The organism is Pseudomonas weihenstephanensis (assembly GCF_016812185.1).
Lineage (GTDB): Bacteria > Pseudomonadota > Gammaproteobacteria > Pseudomonadales > Pseudomonadaceae > Aquipseudomonas > Aquipseudomonas weihenstephanensis.
Map to the genome: position 1 here is coordinate 72,108 of NZ_JAAEBV010000006.1, position 14,653 is coordinate 86,760.

Sequence of the window (14,653 nt, forward strand, 5' to 3'; positions counted from 1 at the left end):
CGTATCGAGGTGGCAGAGATTAAGGAAATACGCTTTAACAATCCAGCTCATAGCAGGTCTCAATGAGACCGCAGCCGTCTGAGGCCGCCTTTGTAACAGTTATTGTCGATCCTGATCCAAGGCTTTCACGCCATTCATAAAGCCGCTAAGGTCGCCCCGTTTTCTCATTGCTCGGAGTACAACTATGCCCGCCCCTGTTCTTTGCGGCCCGCACTACCTGCGTGAGGGTCTTAAGCTGGTGCTCACCCCCGGCCTGCGCCTGTTTGTATTGCTGCCATTGCTGATCAACCTGGTGCTGTTCGTCGGCTTGATTTATTTCGCAGGGCATCAGTTCAGCCTATGGGTGGATACCCTGATGCCCGCGCTGCCCAACTGGCTGAGTTTTCTCAATTACCTGCTGTGGCCGTTGTTCGTGGTGCTGGTGGCATTGATGGTGTTTTTTACCTTCACCCTGCTCGCCAATATCATTGCTGCACCCTTCAACGGTTTTCTCTCAGAGAAGGTTGAGGTGGTGGTGCGCGGCACGGATGACTTCCCGGCGTTCAGTTGGGGCGAGCTGATCGCCATGGTGCCGCGCACCCTGGCGCGAGAAATGCGCAAACTGGGGTATTTTCTGCCCCGCGCCATTGCCTTGTTGATCCTGTCGTTTATTCCGGTGCTGAACCTGATCGCCGCACCGCTGTGGCTGATTTTCGGGATCTGGATGATGGCCATTCAGTACATCGATTACCCGGCGGATAACCACAAACTGGGCTGGAACGAGATGCTCGCCTGGCTGCGTGAAAAACGCTGGCAGAGCATGAGTTTTGGCGGGATCGTCTATCTGGTGCTGCTGATTCCGCTGGTCAACGTGCTGATGATGCCCGCCGCTGTCGCAGGCGCTACCCTGTTTTGGGTGCGTGAACGCGGCGAAGACGCCCTCAAAAGCCGCTGAACGTTTCATAAATCCATCATCAGCGTGACACATCGACGTCATGGCCCTACCCGACACTGGGGTCATGACCACTGCCCTTCATATCGCCCTCGTCACAGAAACCTTCCCACCCGAGATCAATGGCGTGGCCAATACCCTTGGCCATTTATATGAAGGTTTATGTGCACTCAATCATCACGTGGAACTGGTGCGCCCGCGCCAAAGCGGGGATGGCCATCAACGCAGCACCGATCAATTGATGCTGTGCCGCGGTTGGCCGATACCGGGCTATCCCACCCTGCAATGGGGCATGACTTCAATCCATCGCTTGAGCAAACGCTGGCAGCAACAGCGCCCGGACGTGGTGTACATCGCCACCGAAGGGCCGCTGGGGCTGTGCGCGTTGCGAGTGGCCAGGCGTTTGGGGATTGCGGTGGTCAGTGGCTTTCACACCAATTTCCAGCAGTACTCCAGCCAGTACGGTTGGGGGCTTATTACCCGCGCCTTGACCCACTATTTGCGCTGGTTTCACAACCGTTCGGCGCTGACGCTGGTACCCAGCACCAGCCAGCGTCTGGAACTGCAACGCCGGCACTTCGAGCGCCTGCAACTGCTGACCCGCGGTGTCGACAGCCGCCTGTTCAACCCGGCCAAACGCCAGAACACCTTGCGTCAACACTGGGGCCTGCGTGAAGACGACATTGCCTTGCTGCACGTGGGCCGCCTGGCGCCGGAAAAAAACCTCACAGCCCTCAAGCGCTGCTTGCAGGCACTGCAAGCCCGTTACCCGGCGCGACGGCTCACGTTGATCATTGTCGGGGAAGGCCCCAAACGGGCGGCCCTCGAAGCCTCGCTGCCCGAGGCTATTTTTTGTGGGGTGCAGACGGGAGAAACGCTGGCCAGTCACTACGCCAGTAGTGACGTGTTCTTGTTTCCGAGCATGACCGAAACCTTCGGCAACGTTGTGCTCGAAGCCCTGGCATCAGGTTTAGGCGTGGTGGCGTATGACGAGGCGGCGGCGGGGTTGCATATCCGTCATGGCTATAACGGCGTACTGGCCATGACCGGGGACGAGCACGCGTGGATCGAAGCCGCAAGCTGGCTGCTGGATGACCCTGAGACGCTGCGCACCATTCGTCTGAATGCGCGTCAGCATGCCAGTCGTCATGGCTGGCCAAACATCATCAGGCAGTTCGAAGGAGTGCTGCACAACGCCTGTCGCGCTGAAACCTGCGCAGAGGCCATCCCCATCTCCGTACCGGTGAAAAAGCGTTAACTCAACGCTTTTTCAATCGCCTGAATCACTGCGGCATCGTCTGGAGCGGTGCGCGGCGAAAAACGCGCCAATACGCGACCGTCCTGACCCAGCAGGAATTTCTCGAAGTTCCAGGTAATGTCCCCCGGGAACTCAGCGCCCTCGCCTGCCAACAAGCGATACAACTGATGACGATCAGGATCGTTGACGTTCATTTTGCCGCTCAGATCGAAGGTCACGCCGTAGTTGAGGCTGCAAAAGGACTGGATTTCCTCGTCTGTGCCAGGCTCTTGTCCCGCGAATTGATTGCACGGCACGCCCAAAATGCTGAAACCTTGATCCTTGTACTGCTGATAGATGTTTTCCAGCGCCGCGTACTGTGGGGTCAAACCACATTTAGAGGCGACGTTCACCACCAGCACCACCTTGCCCTTGAGGGTTTCCAGTGGCAGCGGCTTGCCGTCCAGCGCGTCGAGGGTAAGTTCGTGAAAGGCACTCATGACGGACTCCAAAAATCTCGGGACCAGGTTCAGACAACCGCTCAAAAGCCAATTGCCCTACGCTTTAAAGATGAAAAAGGCGCCCGTAGGCGCCCTTTCCTGGCTAGCTCAGGTGAGCTTAGCAGCCATTATCAGTGCTGATGACCGCCTTCACCGTGTACGTGGCCGTGAGCAACTTCTTCTTCACTCGCGTCACGAATGGCCACAACCTTCACTTTGAAGTTCAGGCGTTGACCGGCCAATGGGTGGTTGCCATCAACGGTCACGTCGTCGCCGTCCAGATCACGAATGGTCACGATCTGCATTTGGCCGTCCGGCGCGGAAGCGTGGAACTGCATGCCAACTTCCAGTTCGTCAACGCCTTCGAACATGCTGCGGCTCAACGTGCTGACCAGTTCAGCGGAGTACTCGCCGTAAGCGTCTTCTGGCTCTACGGCAACTTCCAGCTCGTCACCGACTGCCTTGCCTTCCAGCGCCTTTTCCAGACCCGGGATGATGTTACCTGCGCCTTGCAGGTAAACCAGTGGCGCGCCACCGGCGGAGCTGTCGATGACCTCACCAGCGTCGTTGGTCAGGGTATAGTCGATGGAGACAGCCTTGTTGGCGGCGATCGTCATGGGGCGAGACCTTTTGCAGAAAATAAAGAGTGCGCAAGTTTAACCAAGCAAACGCACGAAAGCGAACACAACGAAACACAACCAAGACCAACGGATAATTTTGAAAAGCTCAATAATCATTGGTTGGCGACAGGATGAGGAGGCGCATTGGGTGGCCGTGCTGTCTTGTGGCCACACCCAGCACCATCGTCATCAACCGCCCTGGCAATCGCGCGCCTGGGTGCTTGACCCCGAGCAACGGCGCGCAAAAATAGGTCAGCCCTTTGCCTGTGGCTGGTGTGCTCAAGGGGCGGATAGCGCTAATCTTGGCAATTGATTCAGGCACATGACCCGCTCGGCGGGTGTGCCCTTGCACTGCTCACGTCAGGAAGCTCGCATGCAAACTTTCTTTATCGCCCCCACTGATTTTGGTGTGGGCCTGACTTCTATCAGCCTCGGTCTGGTGCGCACCCTTGAACGCGCCGGCTTGAAAGTCGGCTTTTTCAAACCGATTGCCCAGCCGCACCCAGGCGATCTGGGCCCTGAGCGCTCGACCGAGCTGATGGCCCGCACTCACGGTCTGAAGCCACCCAAACCCTTGGGGCTGGCGCACGTTGAGCGGATGCTCGGCGACGGCCAGCTCGATGAGTTGCTTGAAGAAATCATCCGCCTGTATCAAGAGGCCGCGATTGGCAAAGATGTGCTGATCGTCGAGGGCATGGTGCCCACCCGCAGCGCCAGCTACGCCGCACGGGTCAACCTGCACCTGGCCAAAAGCCTGGATGCTGAAGTGATTCTGGTCTCGGCCCCGGAAAACGAAGTCCTGACTGAACTCTCCGGGCGCGTTGAACTACAGGCTCAACTGTTTGGCGGCCCCAAAGACCCGAAAGTGCTGGGCGTGATCCTGAACAAGGTGCGCACTGACGAAAGCATGGAAGACTTCGCTGCACGGCTCAAAGAGCATTCGCCTTTGCTGCGCTCCGGTGACTTCAAACTGCTGGGTTGTATACCCTATCAACCGGAACTCAACGCACCGCGTACCCGCGACGTGGCAGATTTGCTCGGCGCCCAGGTGCTGAACGCCGGGGACTATGAAACCCGGCGCATGTCGAAAATCATTTTGTGCGCCCGTACCGTGCTCAATACGCTGCAACTGCTCAAGCCTGGCGTGCTGGTGGTCACCCCGGGCGACCGCGACGACATCATTCTCGCCGTCAGCCTGGCCGCGATGAATGGCGTGCCGCTGGCCGGCCTGCTGCTGACCAGTGACACCCAACCCGACCCGCGCCTGATGGAGCTGTGTCGCGGCGCCCTGCAAGCCGGGCTGCCTGTGCTGTCAGTGAGCACCGGCTCGTACGACACGGCCAATCGCCTGAACAACCTGAACAAAGAAATCCCCATCGATGACCGCGAACGTGCGCAAATCATCACTGATTTCGTCGCCAGCCACCTCGACGCCAAATGGTTGCACCAGCGCTGCGGTACGCCTCGGGAAATGCGCCTCACACCTGCTGTCTTCCGTTATCAGTTGATACAGCGCGCCCAGCAGGCGAACAAACGCATCGTGTTGCCCGAAGGCAGCGAACCGCTGACCGTGCAGGCGGCGGCCATCTGTCACGCTCGCGGCATCGCCCGCTGTGTGCTGCTGGCCAAGCCTGAAGAGGTGCACGCCGTGGCCAAGGCCCACGGGTTTGAGCTGCCTGAGGGGTTGGAGATTCTCGACCCAGACGTCATTCGCGGGCGTTACGTCGAGCCGATGGTGGCGCTGCGCAAAACCAAAAGCATCAACGCGCCGATGGCCGAGCAGCAACTGGAAGACCCGGTGGTGATCGGCACCATGATGCTGGCGCTGGACGAAGTGGACGGACTGGTGTCGGGGGTGATTCACTCCACCGCCAACACCATCCGCCCGGCCTTGCAACTGATCAAAACGGCGCCGGGGTGCACGCTGGTGTCCTCCGTGTTCTTCATGCTCTTCCCCGAGCAAGTGCTGGTGTATGGCGACTGCGTGATGAACCCGCACCCGTCTGCCACCGAACTGGCCGAAATCGCTCTGCAAAGTGCCGACTCGGCGGCCGCATTTGGCATCACGCCTCGCGTGGCGATGATCAGTTACTCCAGTGGCGATTCGGCCAGCGGTGAAGAAGTCGAAAAAGTCCGCGAAGCCACCCTTCTCGCTCACGAAGCGCAACATGCGCTGTTGATTGATGGCCCGTTGCAATACGACGCGGCGGCCAACGAAAGTGTGGCCAGACAATTGGCCCCCAACAGCCAGGTGGCTGGCCGCGCGACGGTCTTTGTGTTCCCGGACCTGAACACCGGCAACACCACGCACAAAGCCGTGCAACGCAGCGCCGATTGCGTCAGCCTTGGTCCTATGCTGCAAGGGTTGCGTAAACCGGTGAATGACCTGCCACGCGGCGCCCAAGTGGACGATATCGTCTACACCATCGCCCTCACGGCGATCCAAGCCGCCAACCGACCTATGGATGTGTAAATGCTGGATTTCCTGCCTGCGCCGTTACGCGGCGTCATTGCTTCACTGCTGTTGGCGATCAACACCATCGTGTGCTGCACGCCGTTATTCGTGGTGGCCATTTTTAAACTGTGCCTACCCTTCCCGGCCGCGCAACGGGTCACCGACGAGTTGATGCGTCGTATCCACGAAGCGTGGGTCAGCAACAACCAGCGCTGGATGAACCTGCTGCGCAAGACACGCTGGCACATCAAAGGGCTGGAGGGTCTTGATTACGAGCACTCTTACCTGGTGACCAGCAACCACCAGAGCTGGGTTGACATCATGGTGCTGCAATACGTGCTCAACAAACGTATTCGCCCGCTCAAGTTCTTCCTCAAGCAAGAACTGATCTGGGTGCCGGTCATTGGTCTGGCCTGGTGGGCGCTGGGTTTCCCGTTCATGAAGCGCTACTCCAAGGCTTATCTGGCCAAGCACCCGGAGAAAAAAGGCGCCGACCTGGCGACCACGCGTAAAACCTGTGCGAAGTTCAAAAACCAGCCGGTGGGTATTTTCAACTTTGTTGAAGGCACCCGCTTTACCGAGGCCAAGCATGCGCAGCAGCAATCACCGTTTCGCTACCTGCTCAAGCCCAAGGCCGGCGGGATTGCCTTTGTGCTGGATGCGATGGGGGAGCAGCTCAAATCCATCGTCAACGTGACGATCCACTATCCTGGAGGGCGTCCGGGTTATTGGGATTTACTGTGCGGGAATGTGCGCGAGGTGGTGGTGGTGTTCGAAGAGTTACCCATTCCAGCTGAGTTTATTGGCAGGAACTACGATCAGGACGCTGAGTACAAGCTGGCGTTTCAGGGCTGGATCAATCAGTTGTGGGAAGACAAAGACCGGCTGCTGGACCAATTGCACCACGAGTACCCAAAGGTCTGACTCGCTGCCACCGCTCAAAAGCCCCTCACCCTAACCCTCTCCCAGAGGGAGAGGGGACTGATTGGGGGAAATGCACCACCCTTCCCCCACAGAGAGAGTGGGACTGATCGGGGAGGTTCACGTTTTACGCAACACCGCGATTAAGCTCCCTCTCCCTTTGGGAGAGGGTTGGGGTGAGGGAGAAGCCGTTATCCAATAAAAAGCCCGCCACCGATCACTCGGTGGCGGGCTTTTTGATGCGCCTTATATCGCGCCGCGTTGACGCAACAGGTCCAGCACTAACTTCACGCCTTCATCGACCGTCAGCGCCTGGGTGTTGACTACCAGGTCTGCATTTAACGGCACGTCATACGGGAAGGAATCACCCGGAATGTTATCGCCGCCCGCCGCGTACAAGCCCTGCGGATCACGTTCGGCGCAGACCGCTGGTGATGCCTGCACATACACGGTAATTAAACGCTCATCCCCGATCAACGCTTTGGCCTGCTCACGGCCTTGCGCATCCGGCGCCACAAACGCCGCCAGTGTCAGCAAGCCGGCTTCGTTGAACTGACGCGCCACATGCGCGGCGCGGCGCCAGTTTTCTGTGCGTCCAGCACGGTCCTGAGGCAAACCTTTGTTCAGGTCATGCCGCAGGTTTTGACCGTCCAGCACAAACACCGCACGGCCCATGTCGAACAATTTACGCTCAACCGCATAGGCCAAGGTGCTTTTGCCTGCGCCCGACAAGCCGCTGAACAACACCGTGGCCGGTTGCTGACCAAAACGTTGCGCACGTTCTTGAGTGGTCACATGCGCCAGCTCGCCATGATGGCCGGTGCTGCCATGACTCACCGGCTGGGCAACGATCATGCCTGCGCCCACGGTGCCATTGGTCAGGCGGTCAATGATGATGAACGAACCCGTGGTGCGGTTGCTTTCGTAACCGTCCAGCGCAATCGGTGCATCGAGGCTGATCTTGACCTTGCCGATCTCGTTCAACTGCAAGGCGCTGGCCGGACCTTCTTGCAGCGTGTTCACGTCGACTTTGTTGACGATGCTGGCAATGGAACCCGGTACATAGCTGGTCGCGCGCTTGATGTCGTACTTCTTGCCCGGCAGCATCGGCTCTTCGGCCATCCATACCAGCATGGCTTCGAAGCTGTCAGTCACCGGCGGAACGTTGTCGGCATGCACCAGCAGGTCGCCACGGGAGATGTCGATCTCATCTTCCATGGTCAGCGTGATTGCTTGCCCAGGGCCTGCGTGTTCCAGCTCGCCTTCAAAGGTAACAATGGATTTGACACGGCTGCTCTTGCCCGATGGCAGCACCACCACCTCGTCGCCCTTGCGCACGATGCCACTGGCCAGGGTGCCAGCGAAGCCACGGAAGTTCAGGTTCGGACGGTTCACGTATTGCACCGGGAAGCGCAGGTCAGTGAGGTTGCGGTCCGCCGCGATTTCCACGGTTTCAAGAATTTCCATCAGCGACTGCCCGGTGTACCACGGCGAGCGCTCGCTTTTGTTTACGACGTTGTCGCCTTTAAGGGCTGACATCGGCACGAAGTATAAGCTCATGGGCTTGACCTTCATGCCTTCAGCGAACGCCAGGTAGTCGGTCTTGATCGACTCAAATACGCTTTGATCAAACCCGTTGATGTCCATTTTGTTGATGGCCACCACGATGTGTTTGATGCCCAGCAGCGAGGCGATAAAGCTGTGGCGACGGGTCTGGGTCTGCACGCCATAACGGGCATCCACCAAAATGATGGCCAAATCGCAGGTCGACGCACCGGTGGCCATGTTGCGGGTGTACTGCTCGTGACCCGGGGTGTCGGCGATGATGAATTTGCGCTTGGCCGTGGAAAAGTAGCGATACGCCACATCAATGGTGATGCCCTGCTCGCGCTCGGCTTGCAGGCCGTCCACCAGCAGCGCCAGGTCGATATCATCGCCCGTGGTGCCGCTTTTTTTCGAATCGCGGGTGATGGCTTCCAGGTGATCTTCGTAGATCATCTTGGAGTCGTGCAGCAGGCGCCCGATCAGGGTGCTCTTGCCGTCGTCGACGTTGCCGCAGGTCAGAAAACGCAACATCTCTTTGCGCTCATGCTGGCCCAGGTAGGCGAGGATGTCCTCGCTGATCAAATCAGATACGTGCGACATGACAACCCCTTAGAAATAACCTTGACGTTTTTTATCTTCCATTGAGCCTGCGCCATCGTGATCGATGACCCGGCCCTGGCGCTCGGAAGTTCGCGTCAGGAGCATTTCCTGGATGATGTCGGTCAGGGTTTCAGCCTCCGATTCCACCGCGCCGGTCAGCGGGTAGCAACCCAGCGTGCGGAAACGGACCTTTTTCTTGACGATGCGCGCTTTGTCTTCGTCAGACAGGTGCTCAAGAATGCGCTCGTCGTCAATCATGATCAGCGTGCCGTTCTTCTCGATCACTTCACGCTCGGCGGCGAAGTACAGCGGCACAATCGGGATGCCTTCGAGGTAGATGTACTGCCAGATGTCGAGTTCGGTCCAGTTCGACAACGGGAACACGCGGATCGATTCGCCCTTGTTGACGTTGCCGTTGTACACGTTCCACAACTCTGGACGCTGGTTTTTCGGGTCCCAACGGTGTTTGCTGTCGCGGAATGAATACACGCGCTCTTTGGCGCGGGACTTCTCTTCGTCGCGGCGGGCGCCACCGAATGCGGCATCAAAACCATATTTGTCGAGCGCCTGCTTGAGACCCTCGGTTTTCATGATGTCGGTGTGCTTGGCACTGCCGTGGGTGAAAGGGTTGATGCCCTGTGCCACGCCGTCCGGGTTGACGTGGGTGATCAAGTCCAGGCCCAGCTCGGCAACCATCTTGTCGCGAAAGCGGTACATCTCCTGGAATTTCCACTGCGTGTCTACATGCATCACCGGAAACGGCAGCTTGCCAGGGAAAAATGCCTTGCGCGCAAGGTGCAGCATCACGGCGGAATCTTTACCGATCGAGTACAGCATGACCGGGTTATCGAACTCGGCGGCCACCTCGCGGATGATGTGGATGCTTTCCGCCTCCAGCTGTTTCAGGTGCGTCAGTTTGTCGACCATGGCTACTCACGAAAGCTATCTTATGAACGGCCTGCGGGCCGTGTTCGAGCTCAGAATGCTAGCACAGCGCCCTCTTATATAGAGGGCGCCGACTAGATCGAAAACGTCTAAGAATAGATCGCGGAGTTTGCCCGATTGATTACTCGCAGGAGCCGCCGCAGGCTGCGAACAATTGAAAGATCGCAGCCTGCGGGGTCGTTTCAGATGGGGTTAGGGCAATCGATGAACAGGTGCTCAAGGGCAAAGCGTCGGGCCAGGTAATCGCCCAATGCCTGTACGCCATACCGCTCGGTGGCATGATGCCCGGCGGCAATAAAACTGATGTCGTTTTCGCGCGCACTGTGGAAGGTCTGCTCCGACGCTTCGCCACTGAGGTACAAATCGACACCGGCCAGCACGGCTTGATCGATGTAACCCTGGCCACCGCCTGTGCACCAACCCACGCGACGGATCATGTCGCTGCCTTCAATCAGCAGCGGTTCGCGGCCCAGAGCTTCTTGCACCCGACGGGCAAAATCACGCGCAGTCACCGGTTCCGCCAGCGACCCGACCAACCCCACCACTTTGGCATTGGCGGGGTCCAGCGGGCCTTCGACGGTAATGTCCAGTTGCCGGGCCAGCTGCACGTTATTGCCCACCTCAGGGTGCACGTCCAACGGCAAGTGATAGGCCAGCAGGCTGATGTCGTGTTTGAGTAACGTTTTGAGGCGACGCTGCTTCATGCCCGTGATGCACGGGTCTTCACCCTTCCAGAAGTAACCGTGATGCACCAGCACCAAGTCCGCCTGAGCTTCAACGGCGGCGTCCAGCAACGCCTGGCTGGCGGTCACGCCACTGACAATACGCAGCACTTGAGGCCGCCCTTCGACCTGCAAACCGTTGGGGCAGTAATCGCCGATGGCAGCACAGTTCAGGTAACGATTGGCTTCTTCAACCAGGGTGCTCAAGGCGACAGCCATAAAAGACTCCTAAATATAGCGTTCAGAGGCGCGCAGCCCTCGTATAATGGCCGCCATTATGGGCCGTGATGCAGGCTCTGCAACCTTCAGGACTTAGTTCAATGCTCAAGGCTTTGCGTTTTTTTGGCTGGCCACTGCTGGCTGGCGTGCTTATCGCTTTGCTGATTATTCAGCGTTACCCGCAATGGGTCGGGCTGCCGAGTCTGGACGTTAATCTGCAACAAGCGCCGCAAACCAATTACGTGCAACAGGGCCCGGTGACGTACGCCGATGCCGTGGTTCGCGCCGCACCGGCCGTGGCTAACCTGTACACCACAAAGGTGGTGAACCGAAACGCCCGCCCGTTGTTTGAAGACCCGCAGTTCCGGCACTTTTTCGGCAACAACGCACCCAAGCAAAAGCGTATGGAGTCCAGCCTCGGCTCAGCCGTGCTGATGAGCCCGGAAGGCTACTTGCTGACCAATAACCATGTGGTGTTGAACGCTGACCAGATCGTGGTGGCACTCAAAGACGGGCGTGAAACCCTGGCCCGGGTCATTGGCAGCGATCCTGAAACAGATTTGGCAGTACTCAAAATTGACCTGAAAAACCTGCCAGCCATCACCATTGGTCGCTCCGACACGCTGCGTATCGGTGACATTGCCCTGGCCATCGGCAACCCGTTCGGTGTGGGCCAGACCACCACCATGGGCATCATCAGCGCCACCGGGCGTAACCAGCTGGGTCTTAACAACTACGAAGACTTTATCCAGACCGATGCCGCGATCAACCCCGGCAACTCGGGCGGCGCGCTGGTGGATGCCAATGGCAACCTGACCGGTATCAACACCGCTATTTTTACCAAGTCCGGCGGCTCGCAAGGCATTGGCTTTGCGATTCCGATCAACCTGGCAATGGAAGTCATGAAGTCGATCATTGAACACGGCCAGGTGATTCGTGGCTGGTTGGGGATTGAGGTGCAACCATTGACCCCGGATCTGGCCGAATCATTTGGCCTGAGCGGTCGTCCGGGGATTGTCGTGGCGGGTATTTTCCGCGATGGCCCTGCGCAAAAAGCAGGCCTGCAACTGGGTGACGTGATTCTGAGCATTGATGGCGCACCGGCAAGCGACGGGCGTCGCTCGATGAACCAAGTGGCCCGAATCAAGCCTTCGGACAAAATCAGTATTCAGGTCATGCGCAACGGTAAAGAGCTCAAGCTCACGGCCGAAGTAGGCTTGCGCCCACCGCAAGAACAGCCGCCACAGCAGGAATAAATCCCGCATAACCGAAGAAACCGAAGAAACCGAGGTTGGAGTAGCCCTTGGCGAAGTCGACGTCCGATTGCGAAACGATCGTAAACCCGATGTTTGCGATGCCTCTGTGGCACCGCGCTGAATGGTTTACGAGCGCTTCGCGCCCCGCGATGCCTGATCGGCAACAGTGTAACCACAGGTTTTAGCCTGGCCGATTACACACCCGACAACCCTTCAATCAACGCCGCGTTCTGCTGCGGCGTGCCGATGCTGATACGCAGGAACTGGGCAATTCGCAGTTGTTTGAAGTGCCGTACGATCACGCCCTGCGCACGCAATTTTGCTGCCAGCGCAGTCGCATCGTGCTCCGGGTGGCGGGCAAAGATGAAGTTGGCCGCTGACGGCAACACCTCAAAACCCAATGCCTGCAACTGCTCAACCATCTGCTCACGGCTGTCGATCACCGCCTTGCAGGTTTGCTCGAAGTAGTCGCGATCTGCAAACGCAGCGGCGGCCCCGGCGATGGCCACACGGTCCAGCGGGTATGAATTGAAGCTGTTTTTGATCCGCTCCAGCGCCTCGATCAGATCCGGATGCCCCACCGCCAGGCCCACCCGCAAACCCGCCAGCGAACGCGACTTGGACAAGGTTTGTGTCACCAGCAGGTTCGGGTAACGATCCACCAGGCTGATGGCCGTCTCGCCACCAAAATCAACATAGGCTTCGTCCACCACCACCACGGAATCCGGGCTGGCGATAAGCAATTGCTCGATGGCGTCCAGCGCTAGCAAACAGCCAGTAGGGGCGTTGGGGTTGGGGAAAATAATCCCGCCGTTAGGCTTGGCGTAATCTTCAGGCTGGATCTGGAACTGCTCATCCAGCGGCACCGCATCGAATTCAATGCCATAAAGGCCGCAGTACACCGGATAGAAGCTGTAGCTGATGTCTGGAAACAACAGCGGTTTGTCGTGCTGAAACAGGCCATTGAAGACATGCGCCAGCACTTCATCGGAACCGTTGCCGAGGAAGACCTGTTGAGTCTGCACCCCGTAGTACTCGGCCACCGCCTGCTTGAGCAGGTCGCTGTTGGGGTCCGGGTACAGGCGCAGGTCATCGTTGATTTCAGCGCGCATCGCCGCCAGCGCTTTAGGCGACGGGCCGTAAGGGTTTTCGTTGGTGTTGAGCTTGACCAGCCGGGTCAGTTTCGGCTGCTCGCCCGGCACATAAGGCACCAGTTCTTTAACGAATGGACTCCAGAATTTGCTCATGCTTATTGCCCCTGTTCGTCGGCGATGATCCGGTATTCAGCACTGCGCGCGTGTCCGGTCAACGACTCGCCACGGGCCAGTACCGATGCCGTTTTGCCCAGCTCGGACGCGCCCTGCTCGGAGCAGAAGATGATCGAGGAACGCTTCTGAAAGTCATACACCCCCAGCGGTGAAGAAAACCGTGCGGTGCCCGATGTGGGCAGCACGTGGTTGGGGCCTGCGCAGTAATCGCCCAACGCTTCTGAGGTGTGACGGCCCATAAAAATAGCGCCCGCGTGGCGAATCTGCGGCAACCAGGCCTGCGGGTCAGCCACCGACAACTCCAGGTGTTCCGGGGCGATGCGGTTGGCCACGTCAATGGCCTGCTGCATGTCGTTCACCAGGATCAGCGCACCACGACCATTGATCGACGTGTTGATGATCTCGGCACGTTCCATCGTCGGCAGCAACTTGGCGATACTCGCCGCCACTTGGTCGAGGAACTCGGCGTGCGGGCTGACCAGGATCGCTTGCGCGTCTTCGTCGTGCTCGGCCTGGGAGAACAGGTCCATGGCGATCCAGTCCGGATCGGTCAGACCATCACACACCACCAGAATTTCCGAAGGCCCGGCGATCATGTCGATCCCCACTTGGCCGAATACGTGACGCTTGGCGGTGGCAACATAAATGTTGCCCGGCCCCACCACTTTGTCGACTTTAGGCACGCTTTCGGTGCCATACGCCAGTGCTGCCACCGCTTGCGCGCCACCGATGGTGAACACCCGGTCCACGCCCGCGATGCACGCGGCCGCCAGCACCAGTTCGTTGATTTCGCCACGCGGGGTCGGCACCACCATGACCACTTCAGCCACGCCAGCCACCTTGGCCGGGATTGCGTTCATCAACACCGACGAGGGATACGACGCTTTTCCGCCTGGCACGTAAAGACCGGCGCGGTCCAGCGGAGTGACTTTTTGGCCCAGCACCGTGCCGTCAGCCTCGGTGTAGGTCCAGGAATCCTGTTTCTGTTTTTCGTGATAGCTGCGTACACGCTGCGCAGCTTTTTCCAACGCTTCACGCTGCGGTGCCGTGATACGGGTCAATGCCAGTTCCAGACGTTCACGGGGCAGGATCAAGTCTGCCATCGAGGCCACTTGCAGCCCGTCGAAACGCTCAGTGAACTCAACCAGTGCTGCATCGCCACGCTCGCGCACGGCCTTGATGATGTCGAGCACACGCTGGTTGACCGAGTCGTCAGACACACTTTCCCAGCTCAGCAAATGATCCAGATGCTGCGCGAAGTCCGGGTCAGCAGCGTTGAGACGACGAATAGCAGTGGGAGCGGTCATAGCGAGGGCCTCGGTAATTGGCGAATGCTTAGATTTCATAATGTTACACAGCGAGCACAGCAAGACTAACAAGCCATCCGCGCGGATACCTGAGATTTCTGGCGATTACGCGGATAGAGGGGCGCGA

The 14,653-nt window shown here is 58.5% G+C and carries 12 protein-coding genes and 1 pseudogene; 6 read left to right on the forward strand and 7 right to left on the reverse strand.

Annotated elements, in window-relative coordinates:
* Positions 1 to 184: 184 nt before the first annotated feature.
* Both cysZ and GYN01_RS18875 read left to right on the forward strand, forming a co-directional pair.
* Complete coding sequence (cysZ, locus tag GYN01_RS18870) at positions 185 to 934, forward strand: sulfate transporter CysZ (RefSeq protein WP_048400198.1); 750 nt, start codon at positions 185 to 187, stop codon at positions 932 to 934.
* A gap of 40 nt (positions 935 to 974) precedes the next feature.
* A complete protein-coding gene (locus GYN01_RS18875; protein ID WP_203307607.1) occupies positions 975 to 2,189 on the forward strand; it encodes a glycosyltransferase family 4 protein in 1,215 nt (404 codons plus the stop codon).
* Here GYN01_RS18875 and GYN01_RS18880 read toward each other — a convergent pair.
* Both GYN01_RS18880 and GYN01_RS18885 read right to left on the reverse strand, forming a co-directional pair.
* A complete protein-coding gene (locus GYN01_RS18880) occupies positions 2,186 to 2,668 on the reverse strand; it encodes a glutathione peroxidase (RefSeq protein ID WP_048363176.1) in 483 nt (160 codons plus the stop codon). The genes GYN01_RS18875 and GYN01_RS18880 overlap by 4 nt on opposite strands.
* A gap of 131 nt (positions 2,669 to 2,799) precedes the next feature.
* A complete protein-coding gene (locus GYN01_RS18885; RefSeq protein ID WP_048363175.1) occupies positions 2,800 to 3,285 on the reverse strand; it encodes an FKBP-type peptidyl-prolyl cis-trans isomerase in 486 nt (161 codons plus the stop codon).
* Here GYN01_RS18885 and GYN01_RS22585 point away from each other — a divergent pair.
* From GYN01_RS22585 to GYN01_RS18900, 3 genes and pseudogenes are all read left to right on the forward strand, one after another.
* Positions 3,254 to 3,601: pseudogene (locus tag GYN01_RS22585) on the forward strand (DUF3565 domain-containing protein). The gene GYN01_RS18885 and the pseudogene GYN01_RS22585 sit on opposite strands and share 32 nt — an antisense overlap.
* A gap of 60 nt (positions 3,602 to 3,661) precedes the next feature.
* The gene (gene pta, locus GYN01_RS18895; protein WP_048363174.1) at positions 3,662 to 5,761 is read left to right on the forward strand and encodes a phosphate acetyltransferase; all 2,100 of its coding nucleotides are present in this window, start codon (positions 3,662 to 3,664) and stop codon (positions 5,759 to 5,761) included.
* The gene (locus GYN01_RS18900) at positions 5,762 to 6,667 is read left to right on the forward strand and encodes an acyltransferase (protein ID WP_048400208.1); all 906 of its coding nucleotides are present in this window, start codon (positions 5,762 to 5,764) and stop codon (positions 6,665 to 6,667) included.
* A gap of 243 nt (positions 6,668 to 6,910) precedes the next feature.
* Here the strand turns inward: GYN01_RS18900 and cysN are convergent, their stop codons facing one another.
* From cysN to GYN01_RS18915, 3 genes are all read right to left on the reverse strand, one after another.
* Entirely contained in the window at positions 6,911 to 8,809 is a 1,899-nt protein-coding gene (gene cysN / locus GYN01_RS18905; protein WP_203307608.1) for a sulfate adenylyltransferase subunit CysN, read from the reverse strand.
* A gap of 9 nt (positions 8,810 to 8,818) precedes the next feature.
* Positions 8,819 to 9,736: a sulfate adenylyltransferase subunit CysD gene (gene cysD / locus GYN01_RS18910; RefSeq protein WP_048363171.1), complete on the reverse strand. Its 918-nt coding sequence runs from the start codon at positions 9,734 to 9,736 to the stop codon at positions 8,819 to 8,821.
* Between the two features lie 200 nt (positions 9,737 to 9,936).
* Complete coding sequence (locus GYN01_RS18915) at positions 9,937 to 10,695, reverse strand: Nif3-like dinuclear metal center hexameric protein (RefSeq protein ID WP_048363170.1); 759 nt, start codon at positions 10,693 to 10,695, stop codon at positions 9,937 to 9,939.
* 101 nt (positions 10,696 to 10,796) lie between these two features.
* Here GYN01_RS18915 and algW point away from each other — a divergent pair, with 101 nt between their 5' ends.
* Positions 10,797 to 11,951 (forward strand): Do family serine endopeptidase AlgW, encoded by a 1,155-nt coding sequence (algW, locus tag GYN01_RS18920; RefSeq protein ID WP_048363169.1) that lies wholly within the window; start codon positions 10,797 to 10,799, stop codon positions 11,949 to 11,951.
* Between the two features lie 194 nt (positions 11,952 to 12,145).
* On the opposite strand, the gene hisC is transcribed toward algW, so the two are convergent.
* Together hisC and hisD are read right to left on the reverse strand one after the other, a co-directional pair.
* On the reverse strand, positions 12,146 to 13,198 hold the full coding sequence (gene hisC / locus GYN01_RS18925) for a histidinol-phosphate transaminase (protein ID WP_048400212.1): 1,053 nt from the start codon (positions 13,196 to 13,198) through the stop codon (positions 12,146 to 12,148).
* Between the two features lie 2 nt (positions 13,199 to 13,200).
* Positions 13,201 to 14,526, reverse strand: coding sequence for a histidinol dehydrogenase (gene hisD / locus GYN01_RS18930; protein WP_048400214.1), 1,326 nt, complete (start codon positions 14,524 to 14,526; stop codon positions 13,201 to 13,203).
* Between the last annotated feature and the right edge of the window lie 127 nt (positions 14,527 to 14,653).